This window comes from Methylobacterium indicum, assembly GCF_017347565.1.
Lineage (GTDB): Bacteria > Pseudomonadota > Alphaproteobacteria > Rhizobiales > Beijerinckiaceae > Methylobacterium > Methylobacterium indicum.
In genome coordinates this window covers 2,042,873-2,058,254 of the sequence record NZ_AP024145.1, presented here as the reverse complement: position 1 = coordinate 2,058,254, position 15,382 = coordinate 2,042,873, and the positions used below count along the sequence as shown (strand labels likewise).

Sequence of the window (15,382 nt, the reverse complement as noted above, 5' to 3'; positions counted from 1 at the left end):
TCGGCGCACTAACGGTTAAGCCGAACGAGGTGCGCCTCCGTCGCACCGGCAATGCGGCGGGGGAACCCCCGTGTTTAGACGGGCCGGTTATCCCGCCTTTAACGGCCTGACCCTACGGTCCGGCCATGCGACGCGCGCTTGGCATCATCCGTGACGAGAGGGGGTCGACCGCGGTCGAGTTCGCCCTGGTCGGCATGATGTTCCTGTCCGTGATCCTGTTCACGATGATCGTGGCGGAGATCCTGTACTTCGGCCAGAAGCTCGACTTCGCCACCGAGCAGGCGTCCCGGCAGGTGATCGTCGGCAAGGCGCAGACGCAGACGACGCCGCCCACCCTGGCGGACTTCACCCAGTCCCTGTGCGGCAAGCTCCCCGCCGCGATGTCCTGCAGCGACGTGATCGTGAACCTCTACGTCGTGCCGAAAGCGACGGCGCCGGGCTACTACGCCTACGTCAAGTCCGACCAGAGCGGCCTGACGTTGCCGGCGCTGACGCCGGGAAGCGGCCAGTTCACCCTCGGCAGCCAGGGCGACTACCAGTACCTGCAGGTCATCTACCCGGTGACCTTCCTGCCGTCGTTCATGACCGCCTGGCTCGACGGCTCGACGAAATACAACGGCAAGCCGGCCTACCTGATCATCTCGACGGCCGCCTTCCGCGTCGAGAGCTTTTGATGCGGCCCGGTCCCATGTCCCGCATCCGGCGCTTCCGAGCCGCCGAGGACGGCCTCGCGGCCGTCGAGCTGGCGCTGATCATGCCGGTCGTCCTGGTGATCATGCTCGGCGGCATCCAGGTCGTGTCGTACATCAACGCCGTGCGCAAGGTCGAGCTGGTGGTCCGCTCGATCAGCCAGATGATCTCCCAGACCCAGCCGCCGAGCGGCTCGACCGTCGCGATGGTCAACGCGGGCGACCTGCATTTCAGCTACGATTCCTCGCTGGTGCTGTTTCCCTACCTGATGGCCGAGGGACGACGCCGGGGCCAGGCGTGGTGGCAGGTCATCACGATCAACTACGCCAGCATCAAGTTCACCCAGACGGCGACGACCTGCACGGATTCGAGCGACCTGTCGGCCTGCTACCGCGCCGACGTGGTCTGGACCAGCACGGGCACGACCCAGCCCGCGACCGGGGTCGCCTACCGGCCCTGCGGCACGCCGCAGATCGCGGCGTCGAACACCGCCCCCCCGAGCCGCACCGCCCTGCCGCGCTCCCTGTTCGGGCCCGCGGCGGCGGTGGTGATCGACGTGGCCTTCACCTTCACGCCGACCTTCGGCGCCAACTACCTGCCCTCGCTGCGGATCGCCCGCACGGCCTACATCCAGCCGCGCTACGCGACGCTCGTCGATTTCGACACCACCAACAACGACGGAATCGCCTCGAAATGCTGACCTCCGCATCCCGGTTCGCCGCCGCGGCGGCATCGTTCCGCCGCTGCCGCCACGGCGGCATCAACATGCTGTTCGGGCTCAGCCTGATCCCGATGGTCGGCCTGATCGGGCTCGGGGTCGATTACGGCGTCGCGGTGACGAACCGCTCGCGGCTCGACCGGGCGGCCGATGCCGCCGCCCTCGCCGCGATCGTGACCGCCAAGAGCTACATCGCCGCCAACTCGTCGCAGAGCGGCGTGCTCGACGCCGCCAAGGCGGCGGGTCGGACCCAGGCGGTCAACAGCTTCAACATCAACGTCGGCAACGTGCCCCTCGGCAGCGCGAACCTGCAGACGCCGGATGTCCAGATCGTTGGCCAGACCATCACCGCCAAGATCACCTACACGGCAACGATCCAGAACAGCTTCTCGAAACTCTTCCTGGTACCGACCACGACGGTGGGCAACACGGTGACCGCCTCGGTCGACCTGCCGAGCTATTTCGATTTCTACCTGATGGTCGACGTGTCGGGATCGATGGGCCTGCCCACGACGGCGAGCGGCATGACGCAGCTCGCCAAAGACAACGACGACATGTACAGCGACTACAAGCAGGGCTGCCAGTTCGCCTGTCATTTCCCCGGCTACAAGGGCTGGGGCCTGGCGGCGGGCAAGATCCAGCTGCGCTCCGACGCGGTGAACAACGCGGTCTGCGCGCTCCTGCAGCGGGCCACCTTTCCGGTGGTGCCGAACCAGTACCGGATCGGCATCTACCCGTTCATCAACCAGCTCGCGACCCTGGCCGGCATCACCGGCGACGTGAATGCGCTGAAGACGTCCGCCCAGTGCGCCAATTCCTGGCCGCTCGCCTTCACCAACCTCCTCGATACCGGCGCGACCCAGCTCAACAGCCCCGGCGACCCGACCACCGGCGTCGGCTCGGGCGGCACGCATTTCGAGGTCGCCTTCCCGCAGATGAAGGCGATCGTCGGCCAGAACGGCTACGGCGACGGATCGACGAGCACGAGCCGCAAGCCGTTCGTCTTCCTCGTCACCGACGGCATGCAGAACGGCCAGCACTTCTTCGTCAAGCCGGGCACGCAATACGCCTATCCGGGCAACCCGTCGAAGTTCACGGGCTGGGGCAATGCCAATTGGGACGGCTCGCAGCCGTCGCAGATCGACGCGAAGAACTGCGACGCCCTGAAGGCCGCCGGGGCGACGATCTCGGTCCTCTACATTCCGTACAACCAGATCTCGTTCACCGACAAGGGCGGTGGCATCGCCTGGGAGAACAACCGGGTCAACGGCTTCAGCCCGACGCTGGCGGCACCGCTCCAGGCCTGTGCCTCTGGGACGAACTACTTCAGGACCGCCAATTCTCCCGACGACATCACCGCCGCCCTCAAGGCGATGTTCGACCAGGCGCTCAAGGTCGCCCGCCTGACGCAGTGACGGGCCGCATGCCCGCGAGGAACAACGCCACCGCCGCCCGGCGGCGCGCCTCCTGCGCCTCCGGGTCGATGGCGATGCCGTAGAGCGCCTGCCGCGAGGCCTTGCCGAGCACCAGGTTGAGGAAGAGGTCGGCGGCGATCTCCGGATCCTCGACGGCGATCTGGCCCTGCTCGGCCAGGACCGCGAGCAGGCGCGCCACCGCCCGCACGCCGCGCAGCCAGCCCTCCTCGTAGGCGAGCCGCGCGAGGTCGGGGAAGTGCAGCGCCTGCGCGACGATGCAGCGGTTGAGCGCGGCCGCTCCCGGCGCCTGGGCCCGGGCGAGCAGGACCCGGCTCAGTTCGTCCAGGACCTCCCCGGCCGGCCGGGACGCGCCCTGCGCCCCTTGCGCCTCTGCCGCCGCGGAGAGCGGGGCCAGCCAGTCCCGGATCCGCTCCTCCAGCACCGCCGCGAACAGGGCACGCTTGTCGCGGTAGCGGGCGTAGAGCGTCGGCTTGCTCACGCCCGCCGCTTGCGCGACCGCGTCGATCGAGGTCGCGTCGAAGCCCTGCTCCATGAACAGCTGCGTCGCGACGGCGACGAGCCGCGCGTCGCGGCGCGCCGCCTCCTCGCGGGTCGGGCGCCCACCGCCGCGCCGACCTGCATCCCTCGCATCGGCGAGCGTCGCGGGATTCATGGGTCGTCTCCTTGCTCGATCGCCGAGGTCGGCCTATCACAACGATACCGTATCGTTTCATTAACGGCCAGCCGCCATGCAGCATGATCCCGCGCCCTCCCCGGCGCCCTCCAAGCGGCGCAAGGGACGGCTCGTCCTCGGCCTCGTCCTTCTCGCGGCCCTGGGCGGCGGCGGCAGCTATGGCTGGCACTGGTGGACGATCGGGCGCTTCCTCGAGACGACGGAGGATGCCTACCTCCAGGCCGACAAGGTCACGGTCGCGCCCCGCATCGCCGGCACCGTCGCCGCGGTGCTCGTCGGCGACAACCAGGCGGTGAAGGCCGGCGCGATCCTGGCCCGCCTCGACGACCGCGAGTACCGGGTAGCGTTGAAGCAGTCCGAGGCCGAGGTCGAGAAGGCCCGGGCCCAGATCCTCGGGACCGCGGCGGCGATCACCCAGGCCCAGGCCCAGGTCGAATCCGCCAAGGCCGAGATCGAGAACACCGAGGCCGGGCTCGATTTCTCGACCAAGGAGTACGACCGCTACAAGAACCTGCTCCAGACCGGCTCCGGCACGGTGCAGCGCCAGCAGCAGGCCGATGCGGACCTGCGCCAGAAGCGGGCGGCGCGCGACAAGGCGGTGGCCTCGCTGCAAGCCTCGAAGAAGCAGGTCGAGAGCCTGCGCGCCCTGGAGGCCAGCGCCCGCGCCACCCTGGAGGGCGCGCAGGCCAAGGTCGAGCAGGCCCGGCTCAATCTCAGCTACACGACCGTGACCGCCCCGATCGACGGCACGGTCGGCGACCGCTCGCTGCGGGTCGGGCAGTTCGTCTCGGCCGGTACCGGGCTCCTCACCGTGGTGCCGATGGGCCGGGACATCTACCTGGTGGCGAACTTCAAGGAGACCCAGACCGGCCGCATGATCGAGGGCCAGCCGGTCACCTTCACGGTCGATGCGCTGGGCGAGCACGAATTCGGCGGCCGGATCGAGAGTTTTTCGCCCGGCACCGGCGCGCAATTCGCCCTGCTGCCCCCGGAGAACGCCACCGGCAATTTCACCAAGGTGGTGCAGCGCGTGCCCGTGCGCATCGCGCTCGACGCCGATGATCCCCTGCTGCCCCGCCTGCGCCCGGGTCTCTCGGTCGAGGCGACCGTGCATACCCACGGCCGGGTCGAGCCCGCCCCGGTGGACCGCCCGGCCGCCGCGCTCGTCAGCGAGGCGCTGCCGCGATGAGCGCCCCCGCGGTCAAGGCCAGCGGGCGCGACTGGCTCGCGGTGTTCGGGGCGATCCTCGGCGCCTTCACGGCGATCCTCGACATCCAGATCACCAACGCCTCGCTCTCCGACATCCAGGGCGCGCTCGGCGCCTCGACGGAAGAGGGCAGCTGGATCTCGACCGCCTACCTGATGGCCGAGATCATCGTGATCCCGCTCACCGGCTGGCTCTCCTCGGTGATCGGCCTGCGCCGCTACCTCGCAGTCAACACCATCCTGTTCACCGGCTTCTCGCTCGCCTGCGCGCTCTCGACGTCGTTGAGCCAGATGATTTTTTTTCGCGCCGGCCAGGGCTTCACCGGCGGGGTGCTGATCCCGACCGCGATCGTCATCGTGCGCACCCGCCTGCCGAAGAGCCAGCAGCCGGTCGGCATCGCGCTGTTCGGCCTCACCGCCACCTTCGCGCCGGCCATCGGCCCGACGGTCGGCGGCTGGCTCACCGACAACCTGTCCTGGCACTACATCTTCTACCTGAACCTGATCTTCGGGCCGCTCGCCGCCGCGATCCAGCTCGGCGCCTTCGAATCGGTGCCGGCGCGTTGGGGCGAGCTCCTGAAGGGCGACTGGATCGGCATCGGCCTGATGGCGACCGGGCTGCCGGCCCTGACCTTCGTGCTGGAGGAAGGCCAGCGCAAGGACTGGTTCGGCTCGCCGATCATCGTCAAGGCGAGCCTGCTGGCGGTTCTCGGCATCTCCGGCTTCGTCATCCGCGAACTGACCGCCGCGCGGCCCTTCATCAACCTCAGGGTGCTGGCCAACCGCTCGGTCGGCGGCGCCTGCGTGCTGATGACGGTGCTGGGCGCGGTCTCGTTCGGGTCGATCTACATCATCCCGGTCTATTGCGCCCAGATCCAGGGCTACAACGCCCAGCAGATCGGCTACGTGGTGATGTGGTCGGGCCTGCCGCAGCTCGTGCTGTTCCCGATGATGCCGCTGATCATGCGGGCGGTCGACGCGCGGCTCCTCGTCATCACCGGGACGCTGTTCTTCATCGCGAGCTGCTGGATCAACGTGGGTCTCACCCACGATGTCGGCGCCGACCAGCTGATCCTGCCGCAGCTGATGCGCGCCATCGGCCAGCCGCTCTTCACCATCCCGCTGTCCCAGCTCTCGACCGCGGGGCTGGCGCCGCGCGACACCGCGGACGCCTCGGCGCTCTCCAACATGATGCGCAACCTCGGCGGCTCGATCGGCATCGCCATGCTGTCGACGATGATCGACCGGCGCGAGCACATGCACTTCTCGGTGCTGGCCGAGGCGATCACCGTCAACGCCACCCGGACGCAGGCGCGGCTCGCGACCCTGGCGGCCGGCCTGCACGGCCACATCGCCGACCCGCTCGCCGCCAAGGCGGCGGCGGTGGGCATGCTGGCGCAACAGGTGCGGCGCGAGGCCTATGTCATGGCCTATGCGGACGGGTTCTGGCTCGTCGGGGTGAGCCTGGTTCTGAGCCTCGCGGTGGTGGCGGTGCTGAAGAAGCCGCCGAAGGTATCGGGGCCGGTCGAGGCGCATTGAGGAAGTCGATATCACGCGCCACTCCGCGCGCGTGAACCCTCCCCCGAAGAGGGGGGAGGGTTCCGAGGGCGCGCTACGGCACCGGCGTTTCCCCGTGCTGCCCGTCGAGCGCCACGCCCTCGCTCGGCACGCTGTCGGCGACGGCCTGCACCCGGCGCAAATCCGGAAAACTCGCCTCGGCGACGAGTTCGGCCAGCGCCTGGTCGAGCGGCAGGGTGCGGCTCTGCGGGCTGCCCAGGCGGCGGATCGAGACGGTGCGCTCCTCGCCCTCCTTGCGGCCGACGACCAGCATCACCGGCACCTTGGCGTGGGAATGCTCGCGGACCTTGTAGTTGATCTTCTCGTTGCGAAGATCGGCCTCGGCCCGCAGGCCCGCCGCATCCGCCGCCCTCAACACCTCGCGGGCATAGGGGTCGGCCTCGCCGGTGATCGTCGCGACGACCACCTGGAGCGGCGCCAGCCAGAGCGGGAAGTGGCCGGCGAAATGCTCGATCAGGATGCCGGTGAAGCGCTCCATCGAGCCGCAGATCGCCCGGTGGACCATGACCGGGGTCTTCTTCTGCCCGTCGGCATCGACGAAGAAGGCGCCGAACCGCTCCGGCAGGTTGAAGTCGACCTGCGTCGTGCCGCATTGCCAGTCGCGGCCGATGGCGTCGCGCAGCACGTACTCGAATTTGGGCCCGTAGAAGGCGCCCTCCCCTGGGTTGATCGCGGTCTTGATCCGGCCGCCGGACTGCTCCTCGATCTGGGCGAGCACCCGGGTCATCACCTCCTCGGCGTGGTCCCACAGGGCGTCCGAGCCGACGCGCTTCTCCGGCCGGGTCGAGAGCTTCACCACGATCTCGTCGAAGCCGAAATCGGCGTAGGTGGAGAGGATCAGGTCGTTGATCTTCAAGCACTCGGCGGCGAGCTGATCCTCGGTGCAGAAGACGTGGGCGTCGTCCTGCGTGAAGGCGCGCACCCGCATCAGCCCGTGCAGCGCGCCCGAGGGCTCGTAGCGCGAGACCGCGCCGAACTCGGCCATGCGCAGCGGCAGGTCGCGGTACGACTTGAGCCCGTGCTTGAAGATCTGGACGTGGCCGGGGCAGTTCATCGGCTTGATCGCGAAGACGCGGTCGTCCTCGGTCTTCGTGACGAACATGTTCTCCCGGTACCAGTCCCAGTGGCCGGAGGTCTCCCACAGCGCCTTGTCGAGGATCTGCGGCGCGTTCACCTCGGCATAGTCGCCCTTCAGGCGCCGGCGCATATAGGCGATCAGCGACTGGAACAGGGTCCAGCCCTTCGGATGCCAGAACACCACGCCCGGCCCCTCCTCCTGGAAGTGGAAGAGGTCCATCTCGCGGCCGAGCTTGCGGTGGTCGCGGCGCTCGGCCTCGGCCAGGCGGTTCAGGTAGGCGTCGAGGTCCGCCTGGTTGGCCCAGGCCGTGCCGTAGATCCGGCTCAGCATCGGCTTCGTCGAATCGCCGCGCCAATAGGCGCCCGCCACCTTCATCAGCTTGAAGGCGCTGCCGATCTTGGCGGTCGAGGTCATGTGCGGGCCGCGGCAGAGGTCGAACCACTCGCCCTGGCGGTAGATCCGCAGGTCCTCGCCCGGCGGGATCGCGTCGACGAGCTCGACCTTGAAGTTTTCGCCCTTCTGCTCGAACAGCGTGCGCACGTCGTCGCGGGCCCAGACCTCCTTGGTGAAGGGGGCGTCGCGGGCGATGATCTCGCGCATCCGCGCCTCGATCGCCGGGAAATCGTCCGGCGAGAACGGGGTCTCGCGGTGGAAGTCGTAGTAGAAGCCGTTCTCGATCACCGGGCCGATCGTGACCTGCGTCTCCGGCCACAGCGACTGCACGGCCTCCGCCAGCACGTGGGCGCAATCGTGACGGATCAGCTCGAGCGCCCGCGGGTCGGTGCGGTCGAGAAATTCGATGCGGGCATCCTGGGCGATCGTGTCGTCGAGGTCGCGGACGGTCCCGTCGAGGGCCATCGCGACGGTGCGCTTGGCGAGCGACTTGGCGATGCCCTCGACGACGGCGCGGCCGGTGACGGCGCCGTCGAACGAACGGGTGGCGCCATCGGGGAATGTCAGGATCGGCATGGTCTTCAAAGGGCTCCTCGGGGCTCACTCCTGCGCACGGTGCAGGTAAGCCGGGGGGTGGACACGAAGTCCGGCGGGCTCGATTCGGCCGCGCACCGGACCGGCGCCCTATACCAGCGATGACGGGACATGTCAGACACAGTTCCGCGCCTTCGCGCCCCTGGCTACCGTTAGCCCTCGACGCTCTCGCAGATCGGCGGCGGGGCGTTGACCCCGCGCCAGCGGGCATAGGCCCAGGGGCGGTGCCAGGCTCCGGGCGGGAGCGTCTCGGGCACGAGGTCGATGCCGTGGGTGCCGAGCGGGCCGCAGCGGCAGATCCGGGCGAACCCCATCCAGCCGCCGGCCCACAGGCCGTGGCGCTGGATCGCCTCGTCGGTGTAGGCCGAGCAGGACGGCCAGTGCCGGCACTGGCGCCCGACGAGGCCCGACAGCGAGAGCTGGTAGCCGCGGATGGCGAGGTGGGCCGCGCGGCGGGCCGGGCTCACGCCGGCACCGCCTCTTTCCCGGCGGCGATCTGGTCGAGCGCATCGACCACGGCGTCGAAGGTGAGCAGCGTCGAGGCGTGGCGGGCCTTGAAGTCCCGCACCGGCTCCAGCACGGCGAAGTCGGCGAACTTGCCCTCGGGCGCCGGTCCGCCCTCCTTGAGCATCCGCCGCACGGTCTCGCGCAACGCGCGCAGCTCGTCGGCGCTCGCCCCGACGGCATGGCGGGCCATCAGCGAGGAGGCGGCCTGGCCGAGCGCGCAGGCCTTCACGTCGTGGGCGAAGTCGGTGACCGTATCGCCCTCGGTGGCGAGGTCGACGGTCACGGTCGAGCCGCACAGCTTCGAATGCTTGGACGCGCTCGCTCCCGGCGCCGGCAACCGGCCGAGGCGGGGGATGTCCGCCGCGAGGGCAAGGATGCGGGCGTTGTAGATGTCGTCGAGCATGGCAGTCGTACTTTGGGCGAGAGGGGCCACCGGACTGACGAATCGGGCTTGACCGGACGGGTCCGACTTTGGCTTGACGGGCGGATGCATCGGGGCGCAAGGACCTGCCGCGCCCCCGGCGCATTGCGCGGCCGAGCCGGACCCGTGATATAGGCGGCGATGCCCGGTTCCGCGAGACGCGGCCGGGTCGCGGTGCGAATGACGCGACGGCAGGACGACCCCGACGAGCCGGATTTTCGGGTCGACACGATCTTGCCCACGATCTTGGAGGCGTGATGGACGCGGTGCTGAAGTCCTTGTCGGTCCGGGCCCCGGAGGCGGCCGACAAGCGCAGCGACGCCCCCCGGCCGGCGCCGGTCACCGAGCGGCCGACCCGCCAGGAGGCCGAGGCCGCCGTGCGCACCCTGCTGCGCTGGGCCGGCGACGACCCGGACCGCGAGGGCCTGATCGAGACGCCCAAGCGCGTGGTGAAGGCCTACGAGCAGATCTTCGGCGGCTACCGCCAGGACGCCGACGCCATCCTCGACCGGGTGTTCGAGGAGGTCGAGGGCTATTCCGACATCGTGCTGGTGCGCGACATCCCGTTCCACTCCCATTGCGAGCACCACATGGTGCCGTTCATGGGGCACGCCCACATCGCCTACTATCCCCGCCGCGGCGTCGTCGGCCTGTCCAAGCTCGCCCGGGTGGTCGACACCTTCGCGCGCCGCCTCCAGACCCAGGAGACGATGACCGCCCAGATCGCCGACGTCATCGATTCGGTGCTGCATCCCCGCGGCGTCGCCGTGATGGTGGAGGCCGAGCACCTGTGCATGGCGATGCGCGGCGTGCAGAAATCCGGCGTCTCGACCATCACCACCCAGTTCACCGGCGTCTTCAAGCAGGACCCGACCGAACAGGTCCGCTTCCTCACCCTCGTGCGCGACCGGCGATGACCCTGCTCCCCACCTTCGCCCCGCCCGGCTCCAAGCGCGAGCTGGAAGAAGGCGAGACCTTCACGCCGCGTTTCGGCCCGGACGGCCTGATCACTGCGGTCGCGGTCGATGCCGATACCGGCGAGATGCTGATGCTCGCCCACATGAACGCCGAGTCGCTGGCGCGCACGCTCGCCACCGGCGAAGCCTGGTACTGGTCGCGCTCGCGCGGGGAGCTCTGGCACAAGGGCGCCACCAGCGGGCAGATCCAGACGCTGGTCGAGATGCGGGTCGATTGCGACCAGGACGCGCTCTTGCTGCGGGTGCGCGTCGGCGGCGATGGCGGGTGCTGCCATACCGGGCGGCGGTCCTGCTTCTATCGCGGCGTGAGCTACAATCCCGAAAGCGGGGCGGTGACGCTGGCTCCCCGCGCCTCGTAGGGCACTGCGGCTCAACCCTCCCCCGCAGAGGGGGGAGGGTTTTTGGCGCTCACCGCTTCAGCGCCGCCAGGCCCTTCAGATAGATCTCCGGCAACCCGTTCTCCCGGCCCGCCGCGATCACGCCCTCGAGGTAGCCCGGTCGCGGCACGCCGCCATTGCCGCGCCCGAGATAGACCAGTGCCCGCCGCACCCCGCCCTCGGTCGAGACCGGCTGCTGCGCCTTGACGTAGAGCCCGCTCGCCACGCCCTCGTAGCGGTCGAGGGCGGGCACGTCGCTGAGCGCCAGATCCCACAGCACGCCCCAGACCGTGCCCGAGGGCCAGCGCTCCACCGAGGCGTAGCCCTCGCGCATGATGACCAGGCGGTGGCGGTTGAGCCGGCCGAGGCCGAGCACCCGCGAGGCGGGGCAGCGCCGGGCCATCGCGGCCCGGTCCATGTTGGAGCCGTAGGCGAAGTAGAGCGGCACGACCAACCGGTCAGGCGAATTCGAGGATCACCGCGTCGACCGCGAGGCTGTCGCCTTCCTTGGCCTGGATGGTCTGGACGGTGCCGTCGCGCTCGGCGCGCAGCACGTTCTCCATCTTCATCGCCTCGACGATCGCCAGCGGCTCGCCGGCCTTCACCTCCTGGCCGGGGATGACCATGATGCTCTTCACCAGCCCCGGCATCGGGCAGAGCAGCTGCTTGCCCGAGCCGCCGACCTCCTTGACCGGCATCAGGGCGGCGAGTTCCGCCTCGCGCTTGGTATAGACTCGGGCCTCGGCGGCAGCGCCCGCGTGGTGCAGCAGCACGCCGTTCAGGAGGGACCGGACCTGGACCGCCGCCATCTCGCCGTCGATCAGGCCGGTCCAGACCGGCTCGCCCGGCAGCCAGTCGCTGTCGACCTGCCACTCGGTCCCGTCGGCGAAGGCGACCGAGACCCCGTCGTTGGTGGTCTCGACGATCGCCTCGAAGCGCTGGTCGCCGAGCATCACCACCCGCTCATGCTCGAAGCGCAGCAGGTAGGGCTCGCGCATCTGGCCCGAGATGCCGCGCTTGCGCTCGTTCTGCAGGTGGTCGATCGCAGCCGCCACCGCCGCCATCCGGCGCGCCACCTCGCCCTCGGGCCTCGGGGCCTCGAACCCGTTCGGAAACTCCTCGGCGATGAAGCCGGTGGAGAGCCGGCCCTCCTGCCAGCGCGGATGGTGCATCAGCGCCGAGAGGAACGGGATGTTGTGGCGGATGCCGTCGATCGCGAAGGCGTCGAGGGCCTGGGCCTGCGAAGCAATCGCCTCGGCGCGGGTCGGCGCCCAGGTGACGAGCTTGGCGATCATCGGGTCGTAGTGGATCGCGATCTCGCTCCCCTCCTCGACGCCGGTGTCGTTGCGCACGATCGCCTCGCCGAACTCGCCCTCCTCCGGCGGCCGGTAGGTGGTGAGCCGGCCGATCGAGGGCAGGAAGTTGCGGGTCGGATCCTCGGCGTAGACCCGGCTCTCCACCGCCCAGCCGTTGAGCTTCACGTCGTTCTGGGTGACCGGCAGCGTCTCGCCGGCGGCGACCCGGATCATCAGCTCGACGAGGTCGAGGCCGGTGATCATCTCGGTCACCGGGTGCTCGACCTGGAGCCGGGTGTTCATCTCGAGGAAGTAGAACGACTTGTCCTGGCCGGCGACGAACTCGACGGTGCCGGCGGAATCGTAGCTCACCGCCTTGGCCAGCGCCACGGCCTGCTCGCCCATCTTGCGGCGGGTGGCCTCGTCGATGAGCGGCGAGGGCGCCTCCTCGATGACCTTCTGGTTGCGGCGCTGGATCGAGCACTCGCGCTCGCCGAGATAGACGACGTTGCCGTGCTTGTCGCCGATGACCTGGATCTCGATGTGGCGCGGGTCGGTGATGAACTTTTCCACGAAGACCCGGTCGTCGCCGAAGGACGAGGCGGCCTCGGAGCGGGCGCGGGCAAAGCCCTCCGCGACTTCATCCGCCGAATGCGCGATGCGCATGCCCTTGCCGCCGCCGCCGGCCGAGGCCTTGATCATGACCGGATAGCCGATCTCGTCGGCGATGGTGACGGCGTGCTCCGGGCTCTCGATCACACCGAGGAAGCCCGGCACGGTCGAGACCTGGGCCGCGGAGGCCGCCTTCTTCGATTCGATCTTGTCGCCCATGGCGGCGATGGCGCCCGGGTTGGGGCCGATGAACACGATGCCGGCGGCTTCGAGCGCCTTCGGGAAGGCCTCGCGCTCGGAGAGGAAGCCGTAGCCGGGATGCACCGCCTGCGCGCCGGTCTGCTTGCAGGCCTCCACGATCTTGTCGATGACGAGGTAGGACTGCGCCGCGGCGGCCGGGCCGATATGCACCGCCTCGTCGGCCATGGCGACGTGCAGCGCGTCGCGGTCGGCGTCGGAATAGACCGCCACCGTCTTGATCCCCATCCGGCGCGCCGTCTTGATGATGCGGCAGGCAATCTCGCCGCGGTTGGCGATCAGGATCTTGTCGAACATCGGAGCGCGCACTCGAGCCTTGAGGAGAAGCCGGGCCGGGGTGGATCACACCCAAGCTCATCCCCGTTAAAGCATGGCGCGCGCGGCGCAAAGCCGGCTGTTCTCGGCCAAAGGGGCGAACCCCTTCACGCGGCCCAGCAGGGCGAAGCCCGTCGTCACGCGGCGCAGAAGGGCGGAGTCCGTCTTCATGCAGCAATGGCGTAGGCCAGGATCTCCTCCGCCTCGTCGCCCCCGGCCCGCGCCCGGTTGGCCTTGAGGGCAAAGCCGATCAGCACCGCGTCGTTGGTCTCGGCCTCGCGCACCACCTCGACGGCGATGCGGGCGCCGGTCGCGGTCGGCCCGCGGCCGCAGCCCAGCGAGGCGGCGAGCCAGTGGGCGGTATCGGCGTCGATGTGCCCGGTCGGGCGCTCGCCCCAGACCGCGAAATCGACCACCGCGGCGACCAGCCAGTCGGCGAAGGCGGCGTCGGCCACCGGGACCGCCCGGTCGAGACCGAACAGCATGTCGGCCTCGTCGCGGCAGGTCAGCCCGTCGGGCAGTACGGTCCGGCCGAGCTCGCGCACGTCCTCCAGGCCGAGGGTGCCGGCCGCGAGGATACGGTTGCAGAAGTGTTGCAGCGAAGCGTTGATCATCTGCCTATGCCTCCCCGGCCTTTGTTGTGCCGGTGCTTGTCCCTGTGTGAGGAGGACTATGCGGGGCGGGAGGGCTTCGACAGGTTAACGGCGGGATCTGAATCCCTGTTCAGGTTAAAGCCCGGCAACGGGACGGCGTTTCCAAAGCGTTGCGCGGGTGGATCGACGGGAGCTGCGGGTCGCATGACCCCACGCGAAAGCTCTGGAGGCCGACGAGCGGGAGGTATATGCTTGGCATATGCCATTTCGAGGTGCCAGCATGGCGAGACCGACCCCGATACCGCAGGCGCGGGAGGTGAAGCTGTTCCGCAACAATCGCAGCCAGGCCGTGCGCATCCCGGCCGAATTCGCCTTGCCCGGGGACCGGGTCCGCATCAGCCGCGATGGCGACCGCCTCATCCTGGAGCCGATCGGCAAGAAGGACCTTCTGGAGGTCCTGGCGACCCTGGAGCCGATCGAGGAGGATTTCCCGGACTTCGACAAGACGCTGCCGCCCCTGGACGATGATCCGCTATGAGCGGCCCGCGCTTCCTGCTCGATACGAACATCCTCTCCGATCTGATCCGCAACCCGTCCGGTGCCGTGGCCCGGCAGATCGCACGGGTCGGCAGCAAAGGCATCGCGACGAGCATCGTCTCGGTCGCGGAACTCCGCTACGGCTGCGCGAAGCGGGGGTCGGCTCGCCTTCTCCGTCAGGTCGAAGCCGTGCTGGAAGCGATCGACGTGGTTCCGTTCGAGACTCCCGCCGATGTCATCTATGGAAGAATTCGCGCCGATCTCGAGGCTGCGGGTCGGCCGATCGGACCGAACGATCTCCTCATCGCGGCTCAGGCGCTCGCGCTCGAGGTTCCGCTCGTGACGGCGAACGAGGCGGAGTTTCGGCGTATCGGCGGGCTGTCGGTCGAGAACTGGCTCTGACGCAGCCCTGTGCCGTCACGCGGCGCGAAAGGGCGAAAGCCTGTCGTCACGCAGCGCAGCAGGGCGAAAGCCCGTCATCACGCGGCAATGGCGTAGGCCAGGATCTCCTCCGCCTCGTCGCCCCCGGCCCGCGCCCGGTTGGCCTTGAGGGCAAAGCCGATCAGCACCGCGTCGTTGGTCTCGGCCTCGCGCACCACCTCGACGGCGATGCGGGCGCCGGTCGCGGTCGGCCCGCGGCCGCAGCCCAGCGAGGCGGCGAGCCAGTGGGCGGTATCGGCGTCGATGTGCCCGGTCGGGCGCTCGCCCCAGACCGCGAAATCGACCACCGCGGCGACCAGCCAGTCGGCGAAGGCAGCGTCGGCCACCGGGACCGCCCGGTCGAGGGCGAACAGCATGTCGGCCTCGTCGCGGCAAGTCAGCCCGTCGGGCAGCACGGTCCGGCCGAGCTCGCGCACGTCCTCGAGGCCGAGGGTGCCGGCCGCGAGGATACGGTTGCAGAAGTGTTGCAGCGAAGCGTTGATCATCTGCCTATGCCTCCCCGGCCTTTGTTGTGCCGGTGCTTGTCCCTGTGTGAGAAGGACTATGCGGGGCGGGAGGGCTTCGACAGGTTAACGGCGGGATCTGAATCCTTGTTCAGGTTAAAGCCCGGCAACGGGATGGCGTTGCCAAAGCGTTGCGAGGAACGGGCGATTGCGATCCGGCATGGTCCCCGGCAGACCGGA

General features: G+C 69.3%; 17 protein-coding genes. 9 read left to right on the top strand and 8 right to left on the bottom strand.

Annotated elements, in window-relative coordinates:
• Nucleotides 1-125: 125 nt before the first annotated feature.
• Genes miv_RS09580 through miv_RS09570 form a run of 3 tightly spaced genes read left to right on the top strand, consistent with a single transcriptional unit; the run spans nucleotide 126 to nucleotide 2,823 of the window.
• Entirely contained in the window at nucleotides 126-674 is a 549-nt protein-coding gene (locus miv_RS09580) for a TadE/TadG family type IV pilus assembly protein (RefSeq protein ID WP_207182414.1), read from the top strand.
• Complete coding sequence (locus miv_RS09575) at nucleotides 674-1,390, top strand: TadE/TadG family type IV pilus assembly protein (protein WP_207182412.1); 717 nt, start codon at nucleotides 674-676, stop codon at nucleotides 1,388-1,390. The genes miv_RS09580 and miv_RS09575 overlap by 1 nt, the downstream gene beginning before the upstream one ends.
• The gene (locus miv_RS09570) at nucleotides 1,384-2,823 is read left to right on the top strand and encodes a pilus assembly protein TadG-related protein (RefSeq protein WP_207182410.1); all 1,440 of its coding nucleotides are present in this window, start codon (nucleotides 1,384-1,386) and stop codon (nucleotides 2,821-2,823) included. The genes miv_RS09575 and miv_RS09570 overlap by 7 nt, the downstream gene beginning before the upstream one ends.
• Here the strand turns inward: miv_RS09570 and miv_RS09565 are convergent.
• Nucleotides 2,798-3,496, bottom strand: coding sequence for a TetR/AcrR family transcriptional regulator (locus miv_RS09565; RefSeq protein ID WP_048428134.1), 699 nt, complete (start codon nucleotides 3,494-3,496; stop codon nucleotides 2,798-2,800). The two genes, miv_RS09570 and miv_RS09565, sit on opposite strands and share 26 nt — an antisense overlap.
• A gap of 76 nt (nucleotides 3,497-3,572) precedes the next feature.
• Between miv_RS09565 and miv_RS09560 the strand changes: the two genes are divergently transcribed.
• Both miv_RS09560 and miv_RS09555 read left to right on the top strand, forming a co-directional pair.
• The gene (locus miv_RS09560; RefSeq protein WP_207182409.1) at nucleotides 3,573-4,706 is read left to right on the top strand and encodes an HlyD family secretion protein; all 1,134 of its coding nucleotides are present in this window, start codon (nucleotides 3,573-3,575) and stop codon (nucleotides 4,704-4,706) included.
• Entirely contained in the window at nucleotides 4,703-6,262 is a 1,560-nt protein-coding gene (locus tag miv_RS09555) for a DHA2 family efflux MFS transporter permease subunit (protein ID WP_058618047.1), read from the top strand. The genes miv_RS09560 and miv_RS09555 overlap by 4 nt, the downstream gene beginning before the upstream one ends.
• A gap of 73 nt (nucleotides 6,263-6,335) precedes the next feature.
• Here miv_RS09555 and thrS read toward each other — a convergent pair whose 3' ends face one another.
• From thrS to miv_RS09540, 3 genes are all read right to left on the bottom strand, one after another.
• The gene (gene thrS, locus miv_RS09550; RefSeq protein ID WP_207182408.1) at nucleotides 6,336-8,348 is read right to left on the bottom strand and encodes a threonine--tRNA ligase; all 2,013 of its coding nucleotides are present in this window, start codon (nucleotides 8,346-8,348) and stop codon (nucleotides 6,336-6,338) included.
• A gap of 170 nt (nucleotides 8,349-8,518) precedes the next feature.
• Nucleotides 8,519-8,833, bottom strand: a complete 315-nt coding sequence (yidD, locus tag miv_RS09545; protein ID WP_207182407.1) for a membrane protein insertion efficiency factor YidD — start codon at nucleotides 8,831-8,833, stop codon at nucleotides 8,519-8,521.
• The gene (locus miv_RS09540; RefSeq protein ID WP_207182406.1) at nucleotides 8,830-9,276 is read right to left on the bottom strand and encodes an iron-sulfur cluster assembly scaffold protein; all 447 of its coding nucleotides are present in this window, start codon (nucleotides 9,274-9,276) and stop codon (nucleotides 8,830-8,832) included. The genes yidD and miv_RS09540 overlap by 4 nt, the downstream gene beginning before the upstream one ends.
• Before the next feature lie 275 nt (nucleotides 9,277-9,551).
• On the opposite strand from miv_RS09540, the gene folE reads away from it, so the two are divergent.
• Nucleotides 9,552-10,211, top strand: a complete 660-nt coding sequence (gene folE / locus miv_RS09535) for a GTP cyclohydrolase I FolE (RefSeq protein ID WP_048428139.1) — start codon at nucleotides 9,552-9,554, stop codon at nucleotides 10,209-10,211.
• Nucleotides 10,208-10,630, top strand: coding sequence for a phosphoribosyl-AMP cyclohydrolase (gene hisI, locus miv_RS09530; RefSeq protein ID WP_425312967.1), 423 nt, complete (start codon nucleotides 10,208-10,210; stop codon nucleotides 10,628-10,630). Before folE ends, hisI begins: the two co-directional genes overlap by 4 nt.
• 49 nt (nucleotides 10,631-10,679) lie before the next feature.
• Here hisI and miv_RS09525 read toward each other — a convergent pair whose 3' ends face one another.
• From miv_RS09525 to miv_RS09515, 3 genes are all read right to left on the bottom strand, one after another.
• Nucleotides 10,680-11,096: a gamma-glutamylcyclotransferase family protein gene (locus miv_RS09525; RefSeq protein WP_048428162.1), complete on the bottom strand. Its 417-nt coding sequence runs from the start codon at nucleotides 11,094-11,096 to the stop codon at nucleotides 10,680-10,682.
• Nucleotides 11,097-11,106: 10 nt separating this feature from the next.
• Nucleotides 11,107-13,110, bottom strand: coding sequence for an acetyl-CoA carboxylase biotin carboxylase subunit (locus miv_RS09520; protein WP_207182405.1), 2,004 nt, complete (start codon nucleotides 13,108-13,110; stop codon nucleotides 11,107-11,109).
• Between the two features lie 185 nt (nucleotides 13,111-13,295).
• Nucleotides 13,296-13,742, bottom strand: a complete 447-nt coding sequence (locus tag miv_RS09515; RefSeq protein WP_048428142.1) for a hypothetical protein — start codon at nucleotides 13,740-13,742, stop codon at nucleotides 13,296-13,298.
• Nucleotides 13,743-14,001: 259 nt separating this feature from the next.
• Here miv_RS09515 and miv_RS09510 point away from each other — a divergent pair, with 259 nt between their 5' ends.
• On the top strand, nucleotides 14,002-14,259 hold the full coding sequence (locus miv_RS09510; RefSeq protein WP_048428143.1) for an AbrB/MazE/SpoVT family DNA-binding domain-containing protein: 258 nt from the start codon (nucleotides 14,002-14,004) through the stop codon (nucleotides 14,257-14,259).
• A complete protein-coding gene (locus tag miv_RS09505; RefSeq protein ID WP_207182404.1) occupies nucleotides 14,256-14,660 on the top strand; it encodes a type II toxin-antitoxin system VapC family toxin in 405 nt (134 codons plus the stop codon). Before miv_RS09510 ends, miv_RS09505 begins: the two co-directional genes overlap by 4 nt.
• Nucleotides 14,661-14,737: 77 nt before the next feature.
• Here the strand turns inward: miv_RS09505 and miv_RS09500 are convergent, their stop codons facing one another.
• A complete protein-coding gene (locus tag miv_RS09500; protein WP_048428145.1) occupies nucleotides 14,738-15,184 on the bottom strand; it encodes a hypothetical protein in 447 nt (148 codons plus the stop codon).
• Between the last annotated feature and the right edge of the window lie 198 nt (nucleotides 15,185-15,382).

Excerpts from the sequence above, each read along its gene's own strand:
- miv_RS09580 (WP_207182414.1), top strand. The coding sequence starts at position 126 with ATGCGACGCGCGCTTGGCATCATCCGTGACGAGAGGGGGTCGACCGCG.
- miv_RS09575 (WP_207182412.1), top strand. The coding sequence starts at position 674 with ATGCGGCCCGGTCCCATGTCCCGCATCCGGCGCTTCCGAGCCGCCGAG.
- miv_RS09570 (WP_207182410.1), top strand. The coding sequence starts at position 1,384 with ATGCTGACCTCCGCATCCCGGTTCGCCGCCGCGGCGGCATCGTTCCGC.
- miv_RS09565 (WP_048428134.1), bottom strand. The coding sequence starts at position 3,496 with ATGAATCCCGCGACGCTCGCCGATGCGAGGGATGCAGGTCGGCGCGGC.
- miv_RS09560 (WP_207182409.1), top strand. The coding sequence starts at position 3,573 with ATGCAGCATGATCCCGCGCCCTCCCCGGCGCCCTCCAAGCGGCGCAAG.
- miv_RS09555 (WP_058618047.1), top strand. The coding sequence starts at position 4,703 with ATGAGCGCCCCCGCGGTCAAGGCCAGCGGGCGCGACTGGCTCGCGGTG.
- thrS (WP_207182408.1), bottom strand. The coding sequence starts at position 8,348 with ATGCCGATCCTGACATTCCCCGATGGCGCCACCCGTTCGTTCGACGGC.
- miv_RS09540 (WP_207182406.1), bottom strand. The coding sequence starts at position 9,276 with ATGCTCGACGACATCTACAACGCCCGCATCCTTGCCCTCGCGGCGGAC.
- folE (WP_048428139.1), top strand. The coding sequence starts at position 9,552 with ATGGACGCGGTGCTGAAGTCCTTGTCGGTCCGGGCCCCGGAGGCGGCC.
- hisI (WP_425312967.1), top strand. The coding sequence starts at position 10,208 with ATGACCCTGCTCCCCACCTTCGCCCCGCCCGGCTCCAAGCGCGAGCTG.
- miv_RS09520 (WP_207182405.1), bottom strand. The coding sequence starts at position 13,110 with ATGTTCGACAAGATCCTGATCGCCAACCGCGGCGAGATTGCCTGCCGC.
- miv_RS09515 (WP_048428142.1), bottom strand. The coding sequence starts at position 13,742 with ATGATCAACGCTTCGCTGCAACACTTCTGCAACCGTATCCTCGCGGCC.
- miv_RS09510 (WP_048428143.1), top strand. The coding sequence starts at position 14,002 with ATGGCGAGACCGACCCCGATACCGCAGGCGCGGGAGGTGAAGCTGTTC.
- miv_RS09505 (WP_207182404.1), top strand. The coding sequence starts at position 14,256 with ATGAGCGGCCCGCGCTTCCTGCTCGATACGAACATCCTCTCCGATCTG.
- miv_RS09500 (WP_048428145.1), bottom strand. The coding sequence starts at position 15,184 with ATGATCAACGCTTCGCTGCAACACTTCTGCAACCGTATCCTCGCGGCC.